General features: G+C 59.8%; 24 protein-coding genes, 1 tRNA gene and 1 pseudogene. 14 read left to right on the top strand and 12 right to left on the bottom strand.

Annotated features, from left to right (window positions below):
* Nucleotides 1–7: 7 nt before the first annotated feature.
* The 7 genes from P353_RS17475 (at nt 8) to P353_RS17445 (ending at nt 5,180) form a co-directional block, all read left to right on the top strand.
* Nucleotides 8–469 carry a hypothetical protein gene (locus P353_RS17475; RefSeq protein WP_034372235.1) on the top strand — a complete coding sequence of 154 codons (462 nt, stop codon included), beginning with the start codon at nt 8–10 and terminating at the stop codon, nt 467–469.
* Between the two features lie 115 nt (nt 470–584).
* Nucleotides 585–944, top strand: coding sequence for a hypothetical protein (locus tag P353_RS17470; protein ID WP_034372232.1), 360 nt, complete (start codon nt 585–587; stop codon nt 942–944).
* On the top strand, nt 941–2,386 hold the full coding sequence (locus tag P353_RS17465; RefSeq protein WP_034372229.1) for a TolC family protein: 1,446 nt from the start codon (nt 941–943) through the stop codon (nt 2,384–2,386). Before P353_RS17470 ends, P353_RS17465 begins: the two co-directional genes overlap by 4 nt.
* Nucleotide 2,387: 1 nt before the next feature.
* Nucleotides 2,388–3,782, top strand: a complete 1,395-nt coding sequence (locus P353_RS17460) for a multicopper oxidase family protein (protein ID WP_034372226.1) — start codon at nt 2,388–2,390, stop codon at nt 3,780–3,782.
* 15 nt (nt 3,783–3,797) lie between these two features.
* Nucleotides 3,798–4,280, top strand: coding sequence for a cupredoxin domain-containing protein (locus P353_RS17455; RefSeq protein WP_034372223.1), 483 nt, complete (start codon nt 3,798–3,800; stop codon nt 4,278–4,280).
* Between the two features lie 19 nt (nt 4,281–4,299).
* Nucleotides 4,300–4,788 carry a DUF411 domain-containing protein gene (locus P353_RS17450; protein ID WP_034372221.1) on the top strand — a complete coding sequence of 163 codons (489 nt, stop codon included), beginning with the start codon at nt 4,300–4,302 and terminating at the stop codon, nt 4,786–4,788.
* Between the two features lie 23 nt (nt 4,789–4,811).
* On the top strand, nt 4,812–5,180 hold the full coding sequence (locus P353_RS17445) for a copper-binding protein (protein WP_034372277.1): 369 nt from the start codon (nt 4,812–4,814) through the stop codon (nt 5,178–5,180).
* Between the two features lie 57 nt (nt 5,181–5,237).
* On the opposite strand, the gene P353_RS17440 is transcribed toward P353_RS17445, so the two are convergent.
* A complete protein-coding gene (locus P353_RS17440) occupies nt 5,238–5,741 on the bottom strand; it encodes an ankyrin repeat domain-containing protein (RefSeq protein ID WP_232776639.1) in 504 nt (167 codons plus the stop codon).
* 7 nt (nt 5,742–5,748) lie between these two features.
* A complete protein-coding gene (locus P353_RS17435) occupies nt 5,749–6,726 on the bottom strand; it encodes an SMI1/KNR4 family protein (RefSeq protein WP_034372217.1) in 978 nt (325 codons plus the stop codon).
* A 65-nt stretch (nt 6,727–6,791) separates the two neighbouring features.
* Here P353_RS17435 and P353_RS17430 point away from each other — a divergent pair, with 65 nt between their 5' ends.
* Complete coding sequence (locus tag P353_RS17430) at nt 6,792–7,994, top strand: leucine-rich repeat-containing protein kinase family protein (protein WP_034372214.1); 1,203 nt, start codon at nt 6,792–6,794, stop codon at nt 7,992–7,994.
* Between the two features lie 3 nt (nt 7,995–7,997).
* Here the strand turns inward: P353_RS17430 and P353_RS17425 are convergent, their stop codons facing one another.
* The gene (locus P353_RS17425) at nt 7,998–8,840 is read right to left on the bottom strand and encodes a MetQ/NlpA family ABC transporter substrate-binding protein (protein ID WP_034372275.1); all 843 of its coding nucleotides are present in this window, start codon (nt 8,838–8,840) and stop codon (nt 7,998–8,000) included.
* Nucleotides 8,841–9,046: 206 nt separating this feature from the next.
* A complete protein-coding gene (locus tag P353_RS17420) occupies nt 9,047–9,883 on the bottom strand; it encodes a MetQ/NlpA family ABC transporter substrate-binding protein (RefSeq protein ID WP_034372211.1) in 837 nt (278 codons plus the stop codon).
* Nucleotides 9,884–10,045: 162 nt separating this feature from the next.
* On the opposite strand from P353_RS17420, the gene P353_RS17415 reads away from it, so the two are divergent.
* Nucleotides 10,046–11,083, top strand: coding sequence for a P1 family peptidase (locus tag P353_RS17415; protein WP_052084920.1), 1,038 nt, complete (start codon nt 10,046–10,048; stop codon nt 11,081–11,083).
* Here the strand turns inward: P353_RS17415 and P353_RS17410 are convergent.
* Entirely contained in the window at nt 11,080–13,383 is a 2,304-nt protein-coding gene (locus tag P353_RS17410) for a DUF1631 family protein (protein ID WP_034372208.1), read from the bottom strand. The two genes, P353_RS17415 and P353_RS17410, sit on opposite strands and share 4 nt — an antisense overlap.
* 48 nt (nt 13,384–13,431) lie before the next feature.
* Nucleotides 13,432–15,093, bottom strand: coding sequence for an energy-dependent translational throttle protein EttA (ettA, locus tag P353_RS17405; protein WP_003063408.1), 1,662 nt, complete (start codon nt 15,091–15,093; stop codon nt 13,432–13,434).
* Nucleotides 15,094–15,357: 264 nt separating this feature from the next.
* Between ettA and P353_RS17400 the strand changes: the two genes are divergently transcribed.
* Entirely contained in the window at nt 15,358–17,196 is a 1,839-nt protein-coding gene (locus P353_RS17400) for a DEAD/DEAH box helicase (protein ID WP_034372205.1), read from the top strand.
* Nucleotides 17,197–17,408: 212 nt separating this feature from the next.
* Entirely contained in the window at nt 17,409–19,145 is a 1,737-nt protein-coding gene (locus P353_RS17395; RefSeq protein WP_034372202.1) for a M14 family zinc carboxypeptidase, read from the top strand.
* A gap of 108 nt (nt 19,146–19,253) precedes the next feature.
* On the opposite strand, the gene P353_RS17390 is transcribed toward P353_RS17395, so the two are convergent.
* The 6 genes and pseudogenes from P353_RS17390 to P353_RS30190 all read right to left on the bottom strand — a co-directional run bounded on the left by P353_RS17390 (nt 19,254) and on the right by P353_RS30190 (nt 22,213).
* Nucleotides 19,254–19,330: transfer RNA gene (locus tag P353_RS17390), tRNA-Arg, on the bottom strand.
* A gap of 488 nt (nt 19,331–19,818) precedes the next feature.
* Nucleotides 19,819–20,217 carry an autotransporter outer membrane beta-barrel domain-containing protein gene (locus tag P353_RS17385; protein WP_157839628.1) on the bottom strand — a complete coding sequence of 133 codons (399 nt, stop codon included), beginning with the start codon at nt 20,215–20,217 and terminating at the stop codon, nt 19,819–19,821.
* 27 nt (nt 20,218–20,244) lie between these two features.
* Nucleotides 20,245–20,382, bottom strand: a pseudogene (locus tag P353_RS30360) (IS30 family transposase); the annotation flags it as partial.
* Between the two features lie 255 nt (nt 20,383–20,637).
* The gene (locus P353_RS17380; RefSeq protein WP_034372195.1) at nt 20,638–20,967 is read right to left on the bottom strand and encodes a hypothetical protein; all 330 of its coding nucleotides are present in this window, start codon (nt 20,965–20,967) and stop codon (nt 20,638–20,640) included.
* Between the two features lie 611 nt (nt 20,968–21,578).
* Nucleotides 21,579–21,902 (bottom strand): FMN-binding negative transcriptional regulator, encoded by a 324-nt coding sequence (locus tag P353_RS30195; protein ID WP_332835654.1) that lies wholly within the window; start codon nt 21,900–21,902, stop codon nt 21,579–21,581.
* Nucleotides 21,827–22,213, bottom strand: a complete 387-nt coding sequence (locus P353_RS30190) for an FMN-binding negative transcriptional regulator (protein WP_269799969.1) — start codon at nt 22,211–22,213, stop codon at nt 21,827–21,829. Before P353_RS30190 ends, P353_RS30195 begins: the two co-directional genes overlap by 76 nt.
* A 142-nt stretch (nt 22,214–22,355) precedes the next feature.
* Here P353_RS30190 and P353_RS17365 point away from each other — a divergent pair, with 142 nt between their 5' ends.
* The 3 genes from P353_RS17365 (at nt 22,356) to P353_RS17355 (ending at nt 23,943) form a co-directional block, all read left to right on the top strand.
* Nucleotides 22,356–22,535: a hypothetical protein gene (locus tag P353_RS17365; protein WP_034372189.1), complete on the top strand. Its 180-nt coding sequence runs from the start codon at nt 22,356–22,358 to the stop codon at nt 22,533–22,535.
* A gap of 233 nt (nt 22,536–22,768) precedes the next feature.
* Complete coding sequence (locus P353_RS17360; RefSeq protein WP_230847801.1) at nt 22,769–23,656, top strand: SPFH domain-containing protein; 888 nt, start codon at nt 22,769–22,771, stop codon at nt 23,654–23,656.
* Entirely contained in the window at nt 23,653–23,943 is a 291-nt protein-coding gene (locus P353_RS17355) for a hypothetical protein (RefSeq protein WP_034372186.1), read from the top strand. The genes P353_RS17360 and P353_RS17355 overlap by 4 nt, the downstream gene beginning before the upstream one ends.
* Nucleotides 23,944–24,005 lie beyond the last annotated feature (62 nt).

Genomic DNA, 24,005 nt, shown 5'->3' with positions numbered 1-24,005 from the left:
TCAGCCCATGCGTCGCTTTTTCTCCTTGTTCCTGGTTTTGCTGCTGGCCCTGCGCGGTCTGGCAGGCGATGCCATGGCCATGGAGCAGAACACCGACCAGTCCCATCACATGGGACATGCGCTGGTGCAGACGCAGAGCCTGGACGAAGTGGCCGCCATGGCAGCCGCTGTGCACCACGCGCATGCAAGCCTCGCGACCGACGCACAGCCGCATCACGACATGGCCGCGTCCCACAAGGCAGGCCCTGCAGGGGCCGTCAGCTGCAGCGCCAAGGTCGCCGACAGCGACTGCCACCAGCATGAAGGCCATTGCACGGCCTGCGGCATCTGCCACTCGACGCTGGCTAACCCCGAGTTGCTGACGCTTCACTCCAGCCTCCCCCTGGCCGCCCAGCCGGCCCATGGCGCCGCGCGCTTTGCCAGCGCCGCGCCTGCCGACCTCGTCAAACCACCGATTTCTGCGCTCTGACGCCCTAGGTGCGTCCGCTTTTTGATAGCAGTCATCGCGCTTGCTGTCTAGGCTTGAGCCGCAAAACGCTCAAAACTGCGGACCTTCTCCCGGTTTTAGATGACAGGAATCCTCTATGCGCCAAGCGCATCCTCTTTCTTTGACAGCCATGGCTTTGCTCATGGCCGGTGTCAGCCCCCCGGTCCTGGCCCAACAGTCCAATCCGGCGCTCCCGGCGGCCCAATCCCCGGCCAGTAGTCACAGCGTTTTCAACCCCGCCGCTCCCACGCTGGCGCTGCAGCACCGGCCGCTCGCCGCCAGCGCTGCCATCGTCACCCAGCCCGGTGACTGGAAAGCCGCCAATGCCGCGGTGAGCGAGTTCCCGCACGGCCATGGCGATGTGCTCAAGTGGGAGAAATCCCAGGGCAATGCCTCCGATCCAGCACCGGGCCGCGGTGCTTCCGCACATCAGCACCTTCACGGAGGCCAGCCATGAAGCGCCTTGCATTCAAGGCCGCGCCATTGCTCGCCGCAATGTCACTCACACTTTTGCTGGCCGGCTGCGCCAGCATTTCGCCCGACGGACTGCGCGGCAATGTGGCCAGACATACCGAAGGCAGGCTACCCGCGGGCGCGCAACTACCCTCGCCGCACGCCCAGGCCCTGCAGGATGCACAGACCCAGATTGCCGACTGGCTCAAAGCCCCTGTCGATGCCGACACCGCCGTGCGCATCGCCCTGCTCAACAACCCCGGCTTGCAGGCGCAGCTCGCGCAGCTCGGGATTGCCGACGCGCAGCGCGTGCAAGCGCTGACCCTGCCCAACCCCAGCTTTACCTTCGGCCGCTTTCGCAACGGCCACGAGCGCGAGATCGAGCGCCAGCTCAGCTTTGGGCTGGTGCAACTCATCACTCTGCCCTGGCGCAGCCGCTGGCAGGGCTGGCAGATGGAACAGGCCACACTGACGGCCGCCCAGCAGGTGCTGCTGCTGGCCTCCGATACACGCCGCGCGTGGCTGCGTGCCGTTGCCGCCGAGCAGGCCCTGGCCGCCAACGAACGCATGCATGAGGCCGCTGCCCTGGGCGGCGAGCTGGCCCGCCGCATGGCTCAGGTTGGCAACTTCAGCAAGATGGACCAGGCCAGAGAACTGGCCCAACAGCAGCAAGCCACCGCCCAGCTGGCACGCGCGCGTCTGAACGCCCAGCTGGAACGCGAGCAGCTGGCCCGCCGCATGGGTCTGTGGGGGCAGCAACTGACCTACAAGCTGCCCGCCCAGCTGCCCGCCCTGCCGAAAATAGCCGAACTGCGTAGCGGCGATGACGCCGAGGCCACGGCGCTTCGCCAGCGGCTGGATCTGGGCGCGCTGCGCCGCGACCTGGATGTGACCGCCGGCCGCCAGGGCTGGGCCACGATTGGCAGCATCTTTGGCGATATCGGCGCCAGCTACAGCAACAACACCAGCACCGAACGCGCCACCGGCCACAGCGACAAGACCCAGGGCTGGGAGTTCGAAGTGCCGCTGCCGCTGTTTGACTGGGGCTTTGCCGCGCGCGGCATGGCACGCAACCAGGTGCTGCGCAGCGCATCGCTGCTGCGCGACAACGCCATACGCGCGCGTAGCGAAGCCCGCAGCAACTGGCTGGCCTATCGCACGGCTTACGACCTGGCCCAGCAGCAGCAGGCCGAGGTCCTGCCCTTGGCCAAGCTGATGCAGGAAGAAACCGTCTACCGCTACAACGGCATGTTCATGAGTGTGTGGCAGTTACTGGCACAGGCCCGCAGTACCACGCAAGCGGTGGTGACCGCCACCGAAGCACAGCGCGACTTCTGGCTGGCCGAAACCGATCTGCGCCTGGCCCTGACAGGCACATCGCCAGGAACATCCCCCACCGTCAACACCAGCGCAGCCCCCGCTGCCAACAACGAAGCAGGTCACTGATATGCAACGCCGATCCTTTTTCACCGGCGCTGCCACTGCAGTGGCAGCCACTGCCGTCAGCAAGGTTGCCATGGCGGCCCTGCCCGAGCCCGTCATGCAAGGCGGCGCCGACACGGCTGCGCCCTTGGCGCCGCCCAACGGTCGCCCCTACCAGGGCGTGGTCACGCTCAACGGCTGGACCACGCCCTGGCGCATGAATGCGGGCGTCAAGGAGTTCCACCTCGTGGCCGAGCCGGTGGTGCGCGAGGTGGCACCCGGCTTTTTCATCAATATGTGGGGCTACAACGGCCAGTCGCCGGGCCCCACGATCGAGGTGGTGGAAGGCGACAAGGTGCGCATCTTCGTCACCAACCGGCTGCCCGAGAGCACCACCATCCACTGGCATGGCCAGCGTCTGCCCAATGGCATGGACGGCGTGGGCGGTCTGAACCAACCCCACATCCCTCCGGGCAAGACCTTTGTCTATGAGTTCGAAGCGCGCCGCCCCGGCACCTTCATGTACCACCCGCATTCGGATGAGATGGTGCAGATGGCCATGGGCATGATGGGCTTGTGGATCACCCACCCCAAGACAGCCCATCCGCTGATCGACAAGGTGCAGCGTGACTATGCCTTCCTGCTCAGCGCCTACGCGGTCGAGCCCGGCACCATGACGCCGCGTATCAATGAGATGACGGACTTCAATATCTGGACCTTCAACAGCCGCGCCTTCCCCGCCATCAGTCCGCTGGTGGCGCGTCAGGGTGACAAGGTGCGCATCCGCGTGGGCAATCTGACCATGACCAACCACCCCATCCATATCCACGGCCATGAGTTCGAGGTCACGGGCACCGATGGCGGCCCCGTGCCAAAGTCCGCCCGCTGGCCCGAAGTGACGACGGATGTGGCCGTGGGCCAGATGCGCCAGGTGGAATTCATTGCCGACGAACCCGGCGACTGGGCTTTCCACTGCCACAAGAGCCACCACACCATGGGCGCCATGGGTCACGACGTGCCCACCATGATCGGTGTGGACCACCGTGGCCTGGTGGGCAAGATCCAGAAGATCGTGCCCGACTACATGCTGATGGGCGAGCGCGGCATGGGCGATATGGGCACCATGGAAATGCCTCTGCCCGACAACACCTTCCCCATGATGACCGGCAAAGGCCCCTACGGCCCCATAGAGATGGGCGGCATGTTCACCAGCTTCAAGGTGCGCAAAAACCTGGGTGCCAACGACTACAAGGACCCCGGCTGGTACCAGCAGCCCAAAGGGACCCGGGCCTATGAATGGCAGGGAGCACCTTTCGATGCCAAGCCCCCCCGCCAGAGCACGCCCGGCACCGCACCCGGTGCGGCCACCATACGCAAACCCGAAACCGGCCCCGCCACAAGTGCTCACCCCCAGCACTGATGCCAGGAGACTCCCATGAAGACTATTCATTTCATAGCTGCCTGCGTTTTAGCAGCAAGCGCCAGCGCTAGTTTTGCGCATGGAAACAACACCCATGCCAGCAGTCCCGTGATCAAGGAGCAAAAGCCCTGGGGCATTGCCGCCGAAGCCGGAGGGGCCCGGCGCACCATCACCATCCAGATGACGGACGACATGCGCTTCAACCCCAGTCATTTCAGTGTGAAAAAAGGCGAGACCCTGCGCCTGCGCGTGGTCAACAAAGGCCATCTCATGCACGAGATGGTGCTGGGCACCCGGGCATCGCTCGATGAGCACGCGCAGATGATGCTCAAGTACCCCGGCATGGAACATGCCGAACCCTATATGACCCATGTCGCCGCAGGCCAGACCGAAGACATGGTCTGGAGCTTCAACCGCGCAGGCAATTTCGACTTCGCCTGCCTGATCGCCGGCCACTACCAGGCCGGCATGACGGGCCGCATCACCGTCACCGAATAACGCAAGAAAGGAATTCCCGATGACAAGCACCAACCGCCGCCATGCCCTGCATCTGCTGGCCGCCGCTGCCGGCATGGCTGCACTGCCAGCAATGGCTGCTCCTCCCGCCAAGATTGCCATGGAGGTCTGGAAAGATCCGAACTGCGGCTGCTGCAAGGACTGGATTGTCCTGATTGAGCAGGCTGGCTTCGCCGTAAAGGTCCACGACGTGGGCAACAGCGCCGTACGCGCCAAACTGGGACTGCCTACCCGTCTGGGCTCCTGCCATACCGCCCTGGTGGGCGGTTATCTGGTCGAGGGCCATGTGCCTGCCGCCGATGTGCACAAGCTGCTGAAGCAAAAACCCAAGGCGCTGGGCATCGCCGTACCAGGCATGCCCATCGGCAGTCCCGGTATGGACGGCCCCGAGTACGGTGGCCGCAAAGACCCCTACGACGTGCTGCTGGTCACCCAAAGCCTGATGCGCAGCGATGTCAGCACCTCCGTCTTCACCAGCTATCGCGGCTGACCCCCTCAAGTCAGGAGAACATGATGAAAAACCTCTTTCACACCGCTTTGGCAGCCCTGAGCCTTGGCATTGCGCTGGCTGCACCCGCTTCCGCACAGGATCACTCGGCACACGCAGGCCATGATGGGATGGCCGATGCTTCGGCAACCGCATCGACCGGCCAGACCGATGTGCTGACCGCCGGTGAAGTCACCCGTGTGGATGCCCGCACAGGCAGGCTCACGATCCGCCATGAAGAAATCAAAAACCTGGACATGCCTCCCATGACCATGGTGTTTGCGCTGTCTGACTCTGCTCAGTCGGCCTCTTTCAAGGCTGGCGACAAGGTTCTGTTCCATGCCGAGGACAAGGATGGCTCGCTGATCATCACCCGCATCCAGCCAGCGTCCTGATGCAGTCCCGCCGTTGAGGCGATGAAGATGCCATGCAAGCATGGCATCTTCATCCCGTCACCGCCCCGTGGGCGGTGCAGCGGCATGGCCTGCCACGCGCTCCAGTACATCCCCAGGCACATCACGACCGCTGTGCACCAGCAGATCAAATGCATTGCGACCCTGGGCATCTCTTCGCCGAAGATCGACCCCGGCCGACCAGAACCAGCGCACCACCGCCCAGGCGCCATGGTCCACGGCAATCAGATACGGGGTGCGGCCTTTGCTATCCCCGGTCTTGTCGAGATCGGCCCCCGCTTGCCGCAGCACTTGCAGCATCTCTGTGCGCCCGTTGAAGGCCGCCCAGGCGGTTGCGGTCATGCCGGTTGTCAGGCTCACCTGATCCAGCGGACTGCCTTGCTCCACCAGCCATTGGGCCGCGGCATCGTTGCCGCAATTGAGGGCCGTGATCAGCGCATTGAGGCCTGTGCTCTTTTGCACATAGGCGATATCGTCACCGTCCTTTAGGCGCAGCTTCAGCGCAACGATATCGCCTTTTTCAGCGGCTTTGAGCAGTTTCATGCTCATCTCAGTACATCCATTTCCTGATCAGCGTCTGCCCGAAGCGCTTTGCCAGCAGCACTTCGGCCTGCTCATCACCATCATCCCGCCCCTGGGCCACGGCATGACTGCGGCATAGCGACATCAAGGCCAGCGCGTCCAGATAGTCACCCGCATCGTCAAACATGCGGGTCAGCAAGGGACTGCTGTCATGGTCCAGATACCAGACGGAGCCATCGCGACGGTCAAAGCACCAGAGATTGCCATTGCCCAGGTAGTCCCCGAACACCACCAGCTCGCCCAGCTGTGCCATCAGGTCCTGCGCCTGTTGCGGTGCACTCATTTCCACAATGTCGGCAATGCCCGGAAACACGACTTGCACCGTACCGATGGCATCCATGTCAGCATCCGGCGCCAGCAGATCAAAGCGCGGACTCAGCAAGCGCTCGGCCCAGTCCAGTACACCGAGCTGCAAAAGATAGTCACGCAAGGGCTGGGGCAGGTTGCAGCCCAGGCGCCATTCGCACAGTCGCAGCTCAGCCCGGCTGAAGGGCTGGACTGAAGCAGGCTCTTCGTCCATCCAGGCATGGGCTTGCAGGCCATGATGCCAATAGGCCAGCCGCTGATCGAACGAAGCATCGGCGGGCGGCCAATACGGCTCGGGCACATCGGCCTCATCCCACACAGCATGGGTTTCTACAAAGCGCTGGCTGCGCCCGAACTCGGCCTGCAAAAAACGAGACCATGCCTGCGCGTCAAATGGTGAAGGCCAGTGCATCTGGGCGAGTACCGCCACCGGTATCCACGGCATATAACCCATGCGCGGCACCTCATTCGCATCGCGCGCCACAAAGCGCAAAGCAGGCTGTGTCAGCAGATCTGCTGACGGGGACCGATGTGGCGCATCGAGCTGGGCTGTTGCATCGGCGGGCAGATCCACCCAGTCGCTCAGCGCCAGTTCGGGCAATGCCTGCACCAGCGCAGGCAGGTCTTTGAAGATTCTCATGCAGGCATTCCGTGCATTGTGTGTTTGGGGTGCATGGGGTGCGCAGGGCTTAGACTGCGCGTCCTATGTTGACGCTAGAGCAGTTTCACTCCGGACTGGCCAATGGTTCACTGGCCCGCGCACACCATATCAGGCTCAGCGATGGGTTGACCGAGTTCCCCGACGCGCTTTATCAGCTGGCCGAGACGCTGGAGATCCTAGATCTGTCCTGCAACCAGCTCACCACTCTGCCAGATGATCTGACGCGCTTTGCGCGGTTGCGCATTCTGTTTGCCTCGAACAATCCGTTCAGCGAACTGCCCCGCGTGCTGGGCCGCATGCCGCAACTCGAAATGGTGGGCTTCAAGGCCTGCCGCATCGCGCATGTGCCAAAGGAGAGCCTGCCGCCACGATTGCGCTGGCTGATTCTCACAGACAACCACGTGCAACAGCTACCCGAATCCATTGGCCGATGCACGCGCCTGCAAAAGCTCATGCTGTCGTGCAACCAACTGAGGCAGCTGCCCCAAAGCCTGGAGCATTGCCAGGCGCTGGAGTTGCTGCGCATTGCAAGCAACCGCTTCGAAGATGCTCCCGAAGTCATCTTCCGGCTGCCACACCTGGCATGGCTGGCACTGGCAGGTAATCCAATGACTCAAAAACAGGAGCTGGATACGCTTTCAAGGCATGGGATTGAGCCCATTTTCTATCAAAATTTGCAGATCGCCGGCAAGCTGGGCGAGGGTGCCAGCGGCCATATCTACCGCGCCAGCCTCAACGGACAGGAGCTGGCACTCAAGGTTTTCAAGGCCGCCCAGACCAGCGACGGCACGCCACAATCCGAACTGGCAGCAGGCATTGCAGCAGGACAGCACCCTCATCTGCTGACGCCGCTGGCGCAGGTTCTGGGTGCTCCTGACGGGCAAATGGCCACGGCCCTGCCCCTGCTGGATTCAGCCATGCAACCGCTGGCCGGGCCGCCAAGCTTCGACAGTTGCACACGTGATGTCTATGACCCCGAACTGCGCCTGCAAACTGACATGGCCCAGCTACTGCTGCAAGGCATACGCTCTGCCATCACCCACCTGCACGGGCGAGGTTTGCTGCATGGAGATCTGTATGCCCACAATATCCTGTGCAATCTGCAGACCGGGCGGGCCGTACTCAGCGACTTTGGCGCCGCTGCACTTTTACAGGGCCTGCCCGAAACGCAGAAAGCGCAGCTGCAGCAGATCGAGCTGCGCGCGCTACGCCATCTGGAGAACGAGGTTCAGGCCCTCTTCGGCTGAGACTTATTGCAGAAATGCGGGCTTGGCATAGCCCGCAAACTTGCTGTCCACCACGCCCTTGAACTCGGCGGACTTGTAGGCTGCAGCCAGATCCTTGGCCCATTGCGCATCCTTGTCCTTGGTCTTGACAGCCACGATGTTCAGATAATGCTCGGGCGTCTTTTCCAGCAACACCGAATCCGACAACTTCAGGCCCGAGGAAATCGCAAAGTTGCCGTTGATGATGGCGTACTGCGCATCATCGAGCGCACGCGGCAGATGAGCCGCATCCAGAGGCACGAGCTTGATCTTCTTGGGATTGGAGGCCAGGTCCAGCTCGGACACGCGCAGCGGGTTCACGCCCTCCTTGAGCTTGACCAGCCCCGCCTGCTGCAGCAGCAAGATGCCCCGCGCCAGATTGCTGGCGTCATTGGGAAGGGCGATGCGATCGCCCTCCTTCAGTTCGGCCAGGCTCTTGCGCTGCTTGCTGTAGACGCCCATGGGCGCAATCGGCCCCTGCACCAGGGCCGTCAGATCCAGCTTGCGGTCACCCTTGAACTGATTGAAATACACCTCGTGCTGGAAGAAATTGGCATCCAGCGAACCGTCGGCCAAAGCAAGGTTGGGCTGGACATAGTCGTTGAACTCCACCAGGCGCACCTTGTAGCCCTTCTTCTGCAGAATGGGAACGATGCCGTATTGCAGCTGGTCGATGTTGGAGCCGGCCGTGCCGCCGATGACCAATTGCTTCTTGCCGGCATCCTGCGCCGCGGCCGGCAGGGCTCCCATGGCCAGAGCGGCTCCTGCCAGCAAGCTTGTGGCCAGAAGACGGCGGCGGCGGTGCGCTACGGAAAAAAGAGTGGTCATGCTTTGCTCCTCGTTGATGTACTGTGTTTTGATACCAAAGGTCTGACTCTGCATCCATGCAAAGGCCTTTGCAGTATCCAGACCGCGGACGTAAATTCCAACCAACAAAAACCCATGCCCTTATTCACTTTTCATCTAAAACAAGCAAATCCACGGGCATGAAAAAAGGGCCGAATCGCGGCCCTTTTTTCATCAGTCCAGCCCGATCACTTCAGGAAAGCTGGCTTGGAATAGCCAGGGAACTGGCTGTCCACCACGGACTTGAACTCCGGCGAGCGGTAGGCTGCGGCCAGATCCTTGGCCCACTGGCTGTTTTCGTTGCCGGTCTTCACGGCCACCACGTTCAGGTACAGATCGGGAGTCTTTTCCAGAACCACGGCTTCGCTCAGCTTCAGGCCCGAGGAAACGGCAAAGTTGCCGTTGACCACCACATAGTCAGCATCTTCCAGCACGCGGGGCAACTGGGCTGCCTCCAGCGCAACGAACTTGAGCTTGTGGGGATTGGCGGCCAGATCCAACTCGGAGATACGGGCCGGATTCACCCCTTCCTTGAGCTTGACGAGGCCAGCCTGCTGCAACACCAGCAATGCACGGGCCAGGTTGCTGGGATCATTGGGCAGAGCCACCTTGGCACCGCTCTTGATATCGGCCAGAGACTTGTGCTTTTTACTGTACACACCCATGGGTGCCACTGGGCCCTGAGCAATCGCGCTCAGCGCCAGCTTGCGGTCGGTGGTGAACTGGTCGAAATAGGCGCGGTGCTGGAAGAAATTGGCATCCAGCGAACCGTCGGACAGCGCCAGATTGGGCTGAACATAGTCATTGAACTCGATCAGCTTGATCTGGTAGCCCTTTTTCTGCAGCTGAGGCACTATGCCTTTTTGCAGCAAGTCATAGTTGGAGCCGGCAGTGGCACCGATCAGCAGGTTCTTCTTGGCCGCGTCCTGCGCCAGAGCAGGCACACCGGCAGTCGCCAGCAATGCGACTGCAGCAGTGGCCAGAACGGCACGGCGGCTGGCGGCAAAAGAAAAATGGGCGGGCATGGATCACTCCTTGAATTTGATGCGCGTGGGCAGCACGGATCTCATTTGTTTACCGGGCTGCAACAATGTGAGTAAGTATGAACCTTACACGGGCAAACCCAAAAGAATAAAAAACCATCTGTTTATCCATAAAAACATATAAAGAATACAAGGAGTACCGACATGAGCGCTTTTTCAACCATTGAGGATCTGCTCGCACACGAAGGCCATATCGGCCGTGTGCGGGGCATTTCCGTCGGCCATTTCAGCGACTCGCGCCGTCCCACGGGCTGCACCGCAGTGCTTTGCCCCCAGGGTGCCGTAGGCGGTGTGGATGTACGCGGCGCAGCCCCCGGCACGCGCGAGACCGATTTGCTGCACCCCAGCAATCTGGTGCAGGAGGTCCACGGCGTCATGCTGGCCGGCGGCAGTGCCTGGGGGCTGGACGCAGCCACAGGGGCCGTGCGCTGGCTGGAAGAACAAGGCGCGGGCCTGAATATCGGCGTGGGCCGCATCCCGCTGGTGCCCGCCGCCGTGCTGTTTGACGTGATGATGGGCGATATGCGCATACGCCCTGATGCCACAGCCGGCTATGCCGCCAGCAGGAATGCGGGATCTGACTTCGGCACCGGGCGACCTGCCGAGGGCAGCGTAGGCGCTGGCGCTGGCGCCGTGGTGGGCAAGGTCTTCGGCCATCAACGCGCCATGAAGGGCGGCATAGGAACAGCCAGCTTTACCGTCGATGGCGTCACCGTGGGAGCCATCATTGCCTGCAATGCGCTGGGCGATGTATTCAATCCCTTCAACGGTGAGTTGCTGGCCGGGGCACGCACGGCAGACGGCCTGCAATTGCGTGGCACCCGCGATGCCTTGCTGGAGGGAGAAGAGCCCAGGCCGATTCTGGCCGGCAGCAACACCACGATAGGCGTTGTGGCAACTGATGCCACCATCACCAAGGCCCAGGCTCACCGCCTGGCCGTGGTAGCCCATGACGGCCTGGCACGTGCCATCAACCCCGTGCACACCATGAGCGATGGCGACAGCCTGTTTGCCCTGGGCACGGCGTGCAGCGGCAACTCGCTGGGAATGATGACGCTGAGCACATTGGCGGCCGACGCCGTGGCCATAGCCACCGCACGCGCTGTTTTGCTAGCTCAATCGGTACAGATCGAAGGCCAGATGACACTGCCCAGCTATCAGGATCTACAGGCAAGAAGTTAGGCAATCGCCTCGAGGCGCCGCAACTGCCCCTGCGTCAGCAATTTGTCGCGCATGCGGCGCGTCATGGACTGGGTGCTTCCGTCTTCAGCGGTAAACAGAAACAGGCTTTGTTGCGGGCTGACCCAGGTCAGCTTGGTGCGCAGTTGCTGGCGCTCGTTGCATAGCTCCACCCAGGTCCCCAAAGGCCATTCGGCAACATCTACAGGCTTGCTCTGCCCCATGGGTGCGTGCGTCGGCATGAGAGCAGAAACAACTGCTTCAGTCTCGCCCAATGGAGCACTTACTGTCTTTTGCAGCGCTGTGGTCTTGAAGGCAGGCCCCGAGGAATGGGTTGCGGCCTGAGGCTGCGGCTCTCGCATCACGGCCACTGATGGTAGTTCCTCGACTCTGTCGGTCAGTACCGGCAAGGTGATATCCAGTCCTGCACGCACGGTTTCTGAGGCACCATCCAGACCCGCCAGCACGCTGGGCAGTTCACCGAGCACATCCGCCCTGGCAAATTCGTCGGAGCCGGACCGGCCCGTGGCCTCGGCCGCATCCAGTACCCGCTGCTGAAGGCTTCCCAGTCGGGCCGCCAGTGCGGCGATTTCGACATCCGTGCGGCCCACGCTGCGCAAGCCTCGCGCCAGACGGCGCTGCAGCCTGGGCGCCATGGCCACCAATCGCGTTACATCCTGAGCGGCCTGCGGCGACACGCTCCACAGCAGGCTGGGCACCAGCGCCAGATAGCCACCCGGGTCGCGCTCCTGCCCTGATTCGGCCCGCTGCTGTGCCTGGGCAATCACACCGGCCCAAGGGCCGGTCACAAAATCCAGAATATCTTCAGGCACACCCTTGGCACTGGGCAAGCTGCGAATCATCTGCGCCAGTTGCAGAGCATCGGGCTTGACCTGCTCGATGGCGCCCACAATCTGACGATCAACCAGCCCCAGCGCCGAGCTCATCAGCCCTTGTCGCGTGGAATGCTCGACTTCGGTATGCTGGCTCAGAGGCGCAATACGGCTCATGCGACCTTCCGGCGGCCACTGCTCGCGCACAAATTGCAGCACTTGGGCAAACACATGCGCACTTGCCTGCCCTGCACTAGCCAACTGGTTCGCCGCAGCCTCAGCCACGGTAATGAAGTGAGCAAATCCCAGAGCAGATTCGCTGGCAAACCAAAGGCTGCGAGCCGTCAGCTCATCCAGCAACTGCCGTGCCGGGTGCAAGCGATCTTCAAAGAAAGCACCGTCTTGCGCCACCAACTGACTCAACATGGGTTCAAGCCGCAACAAGACCCGCTGCACCGGCGGCAGCAGGCGGCCGTCGCTGGTCATATGACTCATCATGCGCTGCAGCGTGCGTATCTGAATCAGAGCACTGGGCGCCTGACTGGGCTGTGGCGCGCGCAATCCCCTCAGATCACTGGGCACCCAGGGTTGCTGCGAAGTCTGCAGCGCATTGGCCGAATACGAAGTCCAGCCCGCCTCCAGCCCCAAGTCTTGCGCAGGCGCAATGGAGGCCGGCTCGGTCGCAGGCCAACCCTCCAGCATGGAGTCAGTCAGCGACTGGGGCACGGTACAGCGCGAATCATCAATCCAGCGCAGATCTGAGGCCAACTCCTGCAATAGCCGCAAGGTCAGCAGGCATTGGGGGCGGGTGTCGCCATCCGCCCCATAGCGGGCAGGCTGCACGCCATGCTGGCGCAGCAAATTGGCAGCACGGGAATATTCAGAAGCCAGAATCGAGCCCAGCTGCTGCGACATGAATTCATGCCAGCAGTCGGCCACCTCCGTGGCGGGCTGAACAGCCGTCAACGACTGGCTCAAAGCGCGTACATAGTTCTCCAGCCGCAGCGGATTGCACTCTGGCTGAGCGGACTCAAGCCCCTGAGCGCCGCTCATCAAAGCATCCAGATCGGCCAGCGCCAGCTCGACCTGGGGCTCGACCATCTGCACCAGCTTGTGCTCGGCCTTGAGCTGACGGCTGGCCGACTCGGCCATGGCCGCCAATGGCAAAAGCCGGCCAGTGACGGTATCCAGCGTCTGTGCAGAAAAGGAAAAAGGTTGGCGCGCTGACAGTACCAGCGCCTCCAGCAAGTTCTGCGGGAAGCTGCTGATCACCGAGGCCCGGTGCTGCTGCAGGTTATGCAGCGCAGCGCCGAGCACATCGCGCCTTGCAGAGTGGAAACCCGTCGAAAGCGATTGCTCCAACGCATATTCGGTGCGCTGCAACAATCGCAGCGCGAATGCATCAGCGCCACGCACCACCTGGACAAGGCAGGTGCGCAGCACGGAAACGGATGCATGTGCGAGGCTCATAGCCCCTAAGAATACCCGCTCCAGCTGATGCCGGAGACATTTTGATGCTTACTTCAACGCCTTGTAACGCATACGCTTGGGCGCAGCACCTTCTTCACCCAGTCGTTTCTTCTTATCGGCCTCGTACTCCTGGTAGTTACCGTCAAAGAACACCCACTGCGAATCGCCTTCGGCGGCCAGAATATGCGTGGCAATACGGTCCAGGAACCAGCGGTCATGCGAGATGACCATCACGGTACCGGCATATTCCAGCAGCGCGTCTTCCAGTGCACGCAGGGTTTCCACGTCCAAGTCATTGGAGGGCTCGTCCAGCAGCAGCACGTTTCCGCCTTGAATCAGCGTCTTGGCCAGGTGCAGACGACCGCGTTCACCACCGGAGAGGTTGCCGACCTTCTTTTGCTGGTCTTGGCCGTTGAAGTTGAAGCGGCCCGCGTAAGCGCGCGACGCCATGGTGAACTTGCCCACGGTGATCATGTCCAAACCGCCGGAGATGTCTTCCCACACGGTCTTTTCGTTGGCCAGTTCATCGCGATGCTGGTCCACAAAGGCCATCTTCACAGTCTGGCCGATGTCCACCGTACCTGAATCAGGCTGCTCCTTACCCGCGATCAGCTTGAACAGAGTCGACTTACCAGCACCATTCGGTCCGATGATGCCGACGATGGCACCAGCAGGAATGTTCATCGAAAGGTTGTCGATCAGCATGCGGTCGCCAAAGGACTTGGAGACATTGGTGAACTCGATGACCTTGGAGCCCAGTCGTTCGGCCACAGGAATGAAAATTTCCTGGGTTTCATTGCGCTGCTGGTATTCGTAATCGCTCAGCTCTTCAAAGCGCGCAATACGGGCCTTGGACTTGGCCTGACGACCCTTGGCATTCTGGCGAACCCACTCCAACTCCTTCTTCAAGGCCTTGGCACGTGCTTCTTCGCCCTTTTGCTCGGCTTCCAGGCGGTTACCCTTCTGGATCAGCCAGTCGGAGTAGTTGCCCTTGTAGGGAATACCATGGCCACGGTCCAGTTCAAGAATCCATTCGGCCGCGTTGTCGAGGAAGTAGCGGTCGTGGGTAATGGCCACTACGGTGCCGCTAAAGCGGTGCAGGAACTGCTCCAACCAGTCCACGGACTCGGCATCCAAGTGGTTGGTCGGCTCGTCCAGCAGCAGCATGTCAGGCTTGGACAGCAGCAGCTTGCACAGGGCAACGCGGCGCTTTTCACCACCAGAGAGCTGACCCACGATGGCGTCCCATGCCGGCAGGCGCAGTGCATCCGCAGCGATTTCCAGCTGATGCTCTGAGTCCGTTCCCGCGGCAGCGATGATGGCCTCCAGCTCACCTTGCTCGGCAGCCAGGGCGTCAAAGTCGGCATCCTCTTCTGCGTAAGCAGCGTACACCTCTTCCAGACGGGCTTTGGCATTGTTCACCTCGGCCATGGCTTCTTCCACAGCCTGGCGCACGGTGTGCTCGGGATTGAGCTGAGGCTCCTGGGGCAGGTAGCCGATGGACAGGCCCTGCATGGGGATGGCTTCGCCTTCATACTCCTTGTCCACACCGGCCATGATCTTCAACAGCGAAGACTTGCCCGAGCCGTTCAGACCCAGCACGCCGATCTTGGCGCCGGGGAAGAAACTCAGGGAAATGCCTTTCAAGATCTGGCGCTTGGGCGGCACCGTCTTGGTCAGCTGATTCATCGAAAAAACGTATTGAGCCATGTCCGAAATGCTTTGAGTTACTTGGATTTATGCAAAAAAGTGTGCCGCTTTACACGGCAATCAAACCATGATTATCAGTGCATGCGACAATACCCCTCGCAACAGGCGTCCAGTTGCCTGCTGCAGCAGCACTTCAGCTGGGGACAAAGGAAGCGTTTCCAAGCTCCCAACACGCAAACTATATCTGCCTACAACTGGCCAGGCACCCCACGGGTGCCATGACAGGCTGATACCCCGCGCCCAGGATTGGCGCAATTGATCACAATGACATTTGAAGAACTGAATCTGGCACCCGCCATTCTGAAGGCCGTACAAGAACAGGGTTATGAAAACCCGACTCCCATTCAGGCACAGGCCATTCCTCTGGTTCTCGCCGGGCACGACCTGTTGGCCGGCGCTCAGACCGGCACCGGCAAGACAGCAGCCTTCACGCTGCCCATGCTGCAGCGCCTGGCAAACGGCACAGCGCCCAAGAACAAGTTTGGCGGCAAGGGCATCCGCACTCTGGTGCTGACCCCTACCCGCGAACTGGCGGCACAGGTGGAAGAAAACCTGCGTAGCTACGCCAAATACCTGGACATTACCTCCACCGTGATTTTTGGCGGTGTCGGCATGAAGCCGCAGATCGCCCGCATCGAAAAAGGCGTTGACGTTCTGGTTGCCACGCCCGGCCGTCTGCTGGACCTGGCCGGTCAGGGCTTTATGGACCTGTCCACCGTCGAGATGCTGATACTGGACGAAGCCGACCGCATGCTGGACATGGGCTTCATCCATGACGTCAAGAAGGTTCTGGCTCTGGTACCCAAGGACAAGCAAAGCCTGCTGTTCTCTGCCACCTTCAGCGATGAAATTCGCGAACTGGCCAATGGCCTGCTGCGCAACCCCCAATCCATCCAGGTCACGCCGCGCAACACCACCGTGCAGCGTATCAAGCAGGTCATCCACCCCGTGGGTCGCGGCAAGAAAAAGCAGGTGCTGCTGCACATCATCCAGGAAAACAACTGGAGTCAGGTGCTAGTGTTCACCCGCACCAAGTTTGGCGCCAACAATGTGGCCGAGTACCTGACCAAGAACGGCGTTTCCGCCATGGCTTTGCACGGCAACAAAAGCCAGAGCGCCCGTACCCAAGCCCTGGAAGGCTTCAAAACGGGCGAGCTGCGCGCGCTGGTGGCAACAGATATCGCGGCACGCGGCATCGACATTGACGAGCTACCCAACGTGGTGAACTACGAGATCCCCAATATCTCGGAAGACTATGTACACCGTATCGGCCGTACCGGCCGTGCCGGCCGCGAAGGCAACGCTGTCAGCCTGGTCTGCATGGACGAAGAAGGCTTCATGATGGATATTGAGCGCTTTACCAAGCAGGAGATTCCGGTGCAGCCCATCGAAGGCTTTGGTCCTGAAGAAGGCGAAATCGCCGAGCCCATCGCCATGGGCCGACAGACCCTGTGGGGTGGCGCTGGCAAGCCTCCCAGCCGTGATGTGATGCAGGCCGCTGCCAAGGCAGCCCGCCAGGAAATGATGGAGCGTATCCGCTCCAACAAGACTCCCAATGGAGGCCGCAGTGGTCGCCGTCCTGCTGCAGATGCCCAGCAAGGCGAGGCAGAAGGTGAAGCACAGCAACGCCCCGCACGCCAGCACAAGCCCCGCAGCAACAGCCGCGTCAACAACCAGCGCGGCCAGGGCCAGCAAGCAGTGGAACGTGGCGAACGCAACTCCGATCGCAGCACCGAGCGCCATGGCGAGCGCAGCAACTCGCTTGGTCAAAGCGACCGAGCTCCACGCCCCCAAGGCAATAGCGATCAACAGCGAGCCCCCAAACGCGGCAGCGCCCGCCAGTTCGGTGATCGTGAGCGCGGCAGCCGCTACGACGACCAGCCCCCCCGCGCCGATGCGCACCTGGGTACGCAGCAAGGCCACGCCCGACTCAACGGCGCACGCGGCAGCAACGGTGGTGGCCAGCCCGATCCCATGCGTACCAGCGTGGACAGCATGGCTGACCGTGGTCGCCGTGGCGGCTTTGGCGGCGGTCGCGGTGGCTTTGGCGGAGGCAATCGCGGTGGCAACCGTGGAGGCTTTGGCGGCGGTTACGGCCGTTAATCCACGGCGTCTATGGTTGAAGGTGTGAGTCACCTTCAACCCAACCTCCTGAAGGGCTGCAATCTCCAATGTTGCAGCCCTTCTGTTTTTTCCAGCTGCAGCATCGCTGCGCGCTGACAGCCGACAGCAAGCCAGCCGACCTAATATGGGTTCCAGATGTGCGAAGCTTGAGCTTTCGCTCTTGGCATGTTCTTTTTATCTGCGTTGAACTTATGACATTTCTTACCAAGCCTGTTTTCTCTCATGCCAAGCGCACGCAGTCCGTATGGACCCAAAGCATGCTCAAGCTGACGACGGTGGGCTCGGCAGTGCTGTTGACGGCCTGTGCCAATGTGCAGCTGCCGCCCTGGGCTGGCATGTCAGGCCCAGCACCGGCCCCAGCCCCCTCCGCAGCAAGTTCTCCAGCCGCTCCTTCGGTGATCAGCCAGGCGGTTGCCCCTACGCCACAGCTGACAGCCCTGCCCTATAACCCGGCCATCGAGTCTCTCTTCACCGATCCCACCACTCTTTATGACACACCGGGTCTGGGTAGCGGGCGACAGCAGTTCAGCACGCAGACAGAAATTTCTGCATGGCTGCAAACAGTGAGTAGTAAGCCCGGTAACGGCTCGCAACTGTCCACCATCACTATCGGCACCTCTCAAAGAGGACTGCCGATTCAAGCACTTATTGCGACTCAGGGCCAAAGCACCCAGGCAACGGCCATCAACAGCAGCGGCAAACCCACCGTGCTCTTGGTCGGTGGGCAGCGTGGCGACGAGCCTGCCAGCACTGAGGCCCTGCTGGTCGTCGCACGCGAACTGAGCCAGGGCGGCCTGCTGGCGCCCTTGCTGCAGCAGACCAACATCATCATCGTACCCCGAGCCAATCCTGATGCGGCAGGCACGGCCAGCCGCGTCACAGCAGACGGCACAGACCTCGTTCACGATCATCTGCTGCTGAGCACTCCGGAAGCACAGGCCCTCGCCCGCCTGAGCCGTAACTACCGCCCAGCAGCTGTGATTGATCTACGTGAATTTGCAGCAGCTGGCACGTTGCTGCAGAAATTTCAGGCAGTGCAGCGCTACGACGTACTGCTGCAGCCCGCAGCCACGGCCAATGCACACGAATTTGTCAACAAGGCAGCGCGAGAGTGGTTCAGTCAACCCATACGCAACGCTCTCAAGCAGGCAGAGCTCAGCAATGAATGGTTTTTTCAGCCCAGTGCTCAGCCTGAGGACAAATCAATGTCCATGGCCGGTTTGACTGCCGACACTCTTGCCAACACCAGCAGTCTCAAAAACTCTGTCGCTCTGCTGATAGCCAGCCGCGGCTCCGATCTGGGGCGCCTGCACATTCAGCGCCGCGTGCACAGCCTGGTCACCGCGGCAACTGCAGCACTGCGAGCCACGGCCGAGAAATCAAAAAACCTGAAGCAGGTCGAATCCTTTGTGTCCCGCGACATTTCCGCTCTTGCTTGCCGCAACACCCTGACCATCCAGGCCAAACAAACAGCTGAGCAGCGCACCATCCGCATGCTGCAAGCCGAATCCGGCCAGGAAATCGAAGCCCGTGTGGACTGGAATTCATCGCTGAACATAAAGCCCGAACAAAGCCGTCCCCGCCCATGCGGTTACTGGCTGTCGGCTGACTCAGGGCGAGCCGTCGACCGTTTGCGCCTGCAAGGAGTGCAAGTCATGCAGATTGCAGAATCTGGCCAAATGCTGGCAGAAAACTACACCCCATCCCGTACCGGCAGCAACACCCCTGTGCTGACACGTGGCGCCATTGAAGCGCCCATGGGCAGCTACTACATCACCCTCAACCAGGCAAAAGCGCATTTGGCGACTGCAGCCCTCGAGCCTGACACACCCTTCAGCTATGTAAGCAAAAGCCTGATTACGGCCCCCACGAACATTGCACGCGTCGTCGCCGCACCATCGGTCGTTTTTGAAGAAGAGATGGAATGAAAATATAGAGGCAAGATCGCAGAGTCTTAAATGCACTCTGCGTCACACTACTGATGCAGAAACAAAAAGCCCATTCATGCAATTGCATGAATGGGCTTTTTGTTCACTTGGCCTGCCCGACAGGGATCGAACCTGTGACCCACAGCTTAGAAGGCTGTTGCTCTATCCAACTGAGCTACGGGCAGATGATTGATTTCACTAGGTTTTTCTTGCTTCGCTTAAACCTAGATTTGCGGAGCGCTCCGCATCGATCATTTCTCGTTTGATATGACCGGTCGTTATTATGCCTCGGTTCAGCCCCCGTCATTGGCTCAACCTGCAGCCAGCATGCATCCCCCCAATAGGGTCACAGAGCGAATGAAGGTGGCCACCGCATAAACTGGATGCATACACAGTCATAGACTATGGGGCGGCATGCCCATCCAACTAAAAGCGGATCGCATGCACCCACAACTTCGGCCACCTCATCACAGCCCTACCGCCTCCTATTGAGGCCGTGAGCGAATTGCGCAGGCATCCTGCAAATTTGCGTTCGCACACTCCCATTCAGACCCGGCCGCAGGCTCCACGAAACGACTGTGACTGGACTCTAGCTAGAGATTGACATCAAGCCGCCCACTCGCTTAGCGACCGTGGGCTGACAGAGAAACTCAAATAGAGCGCGATGCAGAACTTAATACTGAGTCGTAAACATGATTCGAGCTCGGCGATCCAGCATGCCTGAGCTACGCATCAACTGGAAATCCAGCGACCAGGTTCCCGCCTTGGTTCTCAGCTTGCTGCCAAGGCCCAACTGCACGCGGTCACGCCCATAAGGTGTGCCACTGATTTGATAGACCGAGTCCAGCCCAACAATGTCTGCGTAAGAAAGGCGGGCATCGCTTTGGCCTTCAAAGTCATGTTGAACTTCCACACGAGCAAATGGCTGCAAAACGCCCCAACGAGTGTCTTGCGAGAACTCCGTGCGCAAACCCAACACGCCCGAGGTCGTCGTCACACGCTGGTCAAAGCAAGTCAGCGCATGGATGCCTGCACCTGTTTCATCAAATCGCTTGAGCTTGCTGTTTGGCATCAGCACACGTCCTTAGTGCGAAATCAGCACCAATGTCGCAATCTGGTTGTAGGCATCGCCGAACAACAGATCACCCTCCCAGTGCCCCGATACGGCCCGATCCTCGATGCAAGCTGGTCGCTCGCTGATGGGCACTGCATCGACGATCCGTCCATGTGGCTCTGATGCTGTCTATGGCACTCCCGCTACTCGTTGCAGCTCTCTGCCTTGTGTTGGTTGCAGCCACAGGCCTGTCACTGCTATGGATTGGCTAATACGAACTCCCCATCAACAATGGGGGTCATGATGATTGCAGTCGGTAGAACGTAAATGCCCTTGATGGAAGGCTATTGGGATGGCTCTGGCGTGAGCCTCCACAGCAGCTGAAAACATGCAAAAGCCCGCCGAGGCAGGCCTCGGTTGCAGGATGTGAAGGCGTTGCTAGCGCTTCATCTGATCACAGGTGCTTTTTTGTTTTTCCGGGGTCATGGTGCCCCATTTCTTCTTGAAGTCGGATGCGTAACCGGCATACATCTTGTCGTAGCTGGCGGGAGCAACACCAAGATCCTTGATGGCCGCGTCGCGCTGCTTGATGCGCCCAGTCTCCACATCCTGGGAACTCATGTGCCCACAAGCCAAAGCGAGCTCATTCATGTTCGCGGCCATATTGATGGTTCCTGAAGCTATGGCTGCTTTTGCCTCGTCGGCATGCGCAGAAAAAACCATGCCTGCCGACATCAATGTGGCCAAGATCATCAGTGCTGCTTTCATGAGCATTCATCTCCTTTGAGTGTGAGCAGGGATCGTACTGACTTCATCGCGCGCCGCTACCCCTCTCTAGAGGGGGTATGGTGACATCTGCGGCCTGACTGTCACATTGGAACGCAGGAAATACCCAATGAAATCAATATCCTCTTCAACAAACCCCACGCAGAAAGGATGATCCACACAAAGTCTGGTCCGTCACCTCCCAGGCAGCTACCAGCTGCTGGCAGCGCTGCAGAAGCGCCCTATCAGTGGCTACCGGTCTGGCAGCATCTTGATGCATCCTCATGGTCTCCTTGAGCTCGACCACAGCTCCTGCCTCCAGGCGCTTGCGGGCCATGCTGCCCCATCAGCGGTCCACGGTGGCAGCTCTCACACAAAACCACGGCCGTATAGGCCGGATGACCCGGCCCAACCTCTGCCACTCACAGGCAGGCGTGGAAGCCGCACGAAAGACAGCACGGGTTCGAAGTTGGCCGATGGCTTGAAGAATCGCCCGCCCTCTTACACCAGATGATGCCGCAACACGCACAAGACTACGCAAGCAGCGCCAGCCCCTGAGCGACAGCAGGGCGCAAACCAGAGCGTCTTGATTCAGGGCGCTGCGGTTTGGCTGATCATGGCACTCGCGAAGACTTGATCAGCCTGGAGACCGCAGCTGCGCCAGGTCCTTGATCCTGAGCCAGGTGCTGAATCAGACTGTCCCGATCAGCGGCTGTGCGCTGCTGGGATAGGAATCGCTTGCCGCATAGGTTTTCTATGTCCACCTCGAAGCCGATGAGCCGCGCCGCCACTGATCCCAGGAACTCGGGATCCGCTTCAGTTGGTGACCATGGTTCTTCCCTCAACATCTCTTGGGAATGCGTTAGGGCATCCAGGTGCTCGCGCATCCACAAAGCATCATCGATAAATCGCATGCGGCCTTGCGCTTGAACGGCCATGTAGTTCCAGCTTGGGCATTTCGCCCGCTTTGCTGCCCATTGACATAACACTTGGGAGAGATATAGACATTCGGGCTTTGGAAGATCGCAGTCACTGTCTTGATGCTGCGGCCCTTTGAATACAAGTTATGACTCTGGCTCACGTGTCCGGTGAGCCGCCCCAACGAACCCGCATTCACCAACAGCGGAGGCAGCAGATTGATTTCCACCTCGCCTGCACCTTCAGCAATCAGTGTTGCGAGCGGATAGCTATTCATGACCTGATGCAACTCACTGACCTCAGAAATGGAAAAAAGCGGCTGTACGTACATACGATGTGGCCTTCATCAAGTGCAGCGTCAGTGTCGAGCATTCACTTGTATCCGAAAGTCGCCTCTGCGCCAGTCTTAGTGGTAGAAGTTTTTAAAACCAAAACCTTGCTTGCAAGGGCCTCAGTTTGTGTAAAGTGAACCAATGACACGCATCAACACCACCGAGATATGGGAGCGGCACGGCTACAAAGTCGAACGCATTGAGCAACCCATGGGCGTGCCCCAACGCAATGTGTATGGACCTGACGGCGTGCTGCTAATCGAGGATGCTGAGTACACCCAAGAAACAGAAGCACTGCGCGAACTCGGTTTCATTGATTAACCAATACCCGCCCTAAGCGGTCTTTCTTTGACTGACCACCTCTGAGGTGGCTTTTTTGCGCCCGGAGATTTTGAGAGGCGAGCGTTTAGCCAGCATGCGGCATGCATATGCATTTCCCTGCAGGGCTAAGCGGACCACTCGGAACACATCTGGGGTTTCAAACTAGAGCCTTGCATACAGAGCTGCAGTTTGTTTCAATCCCACTTTTATAGCTGCGAAGGAGGCGGCTCGATTTGAAGTTATTGAAGAAGCACAAGACCAGTTTGGCAGCGGTAGCTGCTGCCTTTGTATTAGCAGCATGCGGTCAAAAAGTGGAGGTTCCGCCTGCGCACGTTGGCAAGATCATGACCAAAGACGGCTATCAGGACAGCCTGATTCCAACCTCCAAGTTCCGTCTTGGCAAGTGTTGGGCCTATTGCGATCGACTAGTCTTGCTAGATGTGTCTGACAAGGGCTATGAAGAGTCCATGAGCATCTTTATCCCCGAAGACAAACTCAACCTGGATGTGACCATTCGCGCAACCTTGAGCATCAACTCCAAAAAGACGGCTGAGCTTTTTAATGCAGTCGCGCCAAAAGAGGTTTCGGACTATGTGTCCACGATTGCCAATGAGCAGGTGTACCGCACCTATGCCAGCCAGATTATTCAAGCCGAGGTGCGCGAATATTTGAGCAAACTGTCGATCAGTGAAATCGCCTCGAGCAACGAAAAAATAAACTCTGACTTGCGCGTACAGCTGGGCAAAGCCATTGAAGCGCTTACACCTTTCTCGGTGCGCTTTGTTGGCATTACCAACCTGCGATATCCAAAGATCATTACGGATGCTCAGGAGTCCGCGGCCGAACGACGCGAAGCTATCCAAAAGGAAGAAGCGCAGCTGGCCATCTCCAAGGCTCAGTTAGAGCGGGAATTGCAGGAAGCTCGTCTGCAACGTGCAATTGACAAGGAAAAGGCAGAAACCGAAGCCATGTCTCAGTCCGTACTGGCTCAATCCGTCGATGCGCGAGTGCTGCAACTGCGCAAGCTGGAAAATGAGCGCGCCTGGATTGAAAAGTGGAATGGCCAACTCCCTACCACCTCCCTGGGCGATGCCGTTCCAATGGTTAACATTGGCAAATGACCCTGCTCATCAACCTGATCCCACTCTTGATCGCGGCCATAGGCTTTGGCTTGAGCTGGAAGCTTCAAAAGCTATGGGTTGCTGCAGCCACTGTGGCCACCCTATTTCTCTACTTCCAGGCTCAGCCTTCATATATGCCTAAAGGGCAGGTTACACGCTCGGAGCCGCCGGTCTTCACCGAGTCTGAGGCCAGGATTGAGGATCGCAATAGCAAACCAATGCCCGGAGGTGAGCGGGACCAGCGTATGCGAGATGCTGTCAAGCAAGGACTTGACTTCAAGCAGTAGCCCTATCTAGTCACCAGTACAGCCACCTACAGGTGGCTTTTTTGTGCCCGGATATCTTGAGA

The organism is Comamonas testosteroni, from assembly GCF_000761245.1.
In the GTDB taxonomy this organism is placed as follows: domain Bacteria; phylum Pseudomonadota; class Gammaproteobacteria; order Burkholderiales; family Burkholderiaceae_C; genus Comamonas; species Comamonas testosteroni_C.
Note: the sequence above shows the minus strand (reverse complement) of the source record. Positions and strands in the feature narration are given on the sequence as shown.

What these genes read in the sequence shown, in the direction of transcription:
- P353_RS17355 (WP_034372186.1), top strand. Translation starts at nt 23,653, where the DNA reads ATGACCCTGCTCATCAACCTGATCCCACTCTTGATCGCGGCCATAGGC.
- P353_RS17465 (WP_034372229.1), top strand. Translation starts at nt 941, where the DNA reads ATGAAGCGCCTTGCATTCAAGGCCGCGCCATTGCTCGCCGCAATGTCA.
- P353_RS17435 (WP_034372217.1), bottom strand. Translation starts at nt 6,726, where the DNA reads ATGAGAATCTTCAAAGACCTGCCTGCGCTGGTGCAGGCATTGCCCGAA.
- P353_RS17380 (WP_034372195.1), bottom strand. Translation starts at nt 20,967, where the DNA reads ATGAAAGCAGCACTGATGATCTTGGCCACATTGATGTCGGCAGGCATG.
- P353_RS17395 (WP_034372202.1), top strand. Translation starts at nt 17,409, where the DNA reads ATGACATTTCTTACCAAGCCTGTTTTCTCTCATGCCAAGCGCACGCAG.
- P353_RS17440 (WP_232776639.1), bottom strand. Translation starts at nt 5,741, where the DNA reads ATGAAACTGCTCAAAGCCGCTGAAAAAGGCGATATCGTTGCGCTGAAG.
- ettA (WP_003063408.1), bottom strand. Translation starts at nt 15,093, where the DNA reads ATGGCTCAATACGTTTTTTCGATGAATCAGCTGACCAAGACGGTGCCG.
- P353_RS17420 (WP_034372211.1), bottom strand. Translation starts at nt 9,883, where the DNA reads ATGCCCGCCCATTTTTCTTTTGCCGCCAGCCGCCGTGCCGTTCTGGCC.
- P353_RS17430 (WP_034372214.1), top strand. Translation starts at nt 6,792, where the DNA reads ATGTTGACGCTAGAGCAGTTTCACTCCGGACTGGCCAATGGTTCACTG.
- P353_RS17425 (WP_034372275.1), bottom strand. Translation starts at nt 8,840, where the DNA reads ATGACCACTCTTTTTTCCGTAGCGCACCGCCGCCGCCGTCTTCTGGCC.
- P353_RS17415 (WP_052084920.1), top strand. Translation starts at nt 10,046, where the DNA reads ATGAGCGCTTTTTCAACCATTGAGGATCTGCTCGCACACGAAGGCCAT.
- P353_RS17445 (WP_034372277.1), top strand. Translation starts at nt 4,812, where the DNA reads ATGAAAAACCTCTTTCACACCGCTTTGGCAGCCCTGAGCCTTGGCATT.
- P353_RS17450 (WP_034372221.1), top strand. Translation starts at nt 4,300, where the DNA reads ATGACAAGCACCAACCGCCGCCATGCCCTGCATCTGCTGGCCGCCGCT.
- P353_RS17400 (WP_034372205.1), top strand. Translation starts at nt 15,358, where the DNA reads ATGACATTTGAAGAACTGAATCTGGCACCCGCCATTCTGAAGGCCGTA.
- P353_RS17470 (WP_034372232.1), top strand. Translation starts at nt 585, where the DNA reads ATGCGCCAAGCGCATCCTCTTTCTTTGACAGCCATGGCTTTGCTCATG.
- P353_RS17460 (WP_034372226.1), top strand. Translation starts at nt 2,388, where the DNA reads ATGCAACGCCGATCCTTTTTCACCGGCGCTGCCACTGCAGTGGCAGCC.
- P353_RS30190 (WP_269799969.1), bottom strand. Translation starts at nt 22,213, where the DNA reads ATGTACGTACAGCCGCTTTTTTCCATTTCTGAGGTCAGTGAGTTGCAT.
- P353_RS30195 (WP_332835654.1), bottom strand. Translation starts at nt 21,902, where the DNA reads ATGGCCGTTCAAGCGCAAGGCCGCATGCGATTTATCGATGATGCTTTG.
- P353_RS17385 (WP_157839628.1), bottom strand. Translation starts at nt 20,217, where the DNA reads ATGCCAAACAGCAAGCTCAAGCGATTTGATGAAACAGGTGCAGGCATC.
- P353_RS17365 (WP_034372189.1), top strand. Translation starts at nt 22,356, where the DNA reads ATGACACGCATCAACACCACCGAGATATGGGAGCGGCACGGCTACAAA.
- P353_RS17410 (WP_034372208.1), bottom strand. Translation starts at nt 13,383, where the DNA reads ATGAGCCTCGCACATGCATCCGTTTCCGTGCTGCGCACCTGCCTTGTC.
- P353_RS17455 (WP_034372223.1), top strand. Translation starts at nt 3,798, where the DNA reads ATGAAGACTATTCATTTCATAGCTGCCTGCGTTTTAGCAGCAAGCGCC.
- P353_RS17475 (WP_034372235.1), top strand. Translation starts at nt 8, where the DNA reads ATGCGTCGCTTTTTCTCCTTGTTCCTGGTTTTGCTGCTGGCCCTGCGC.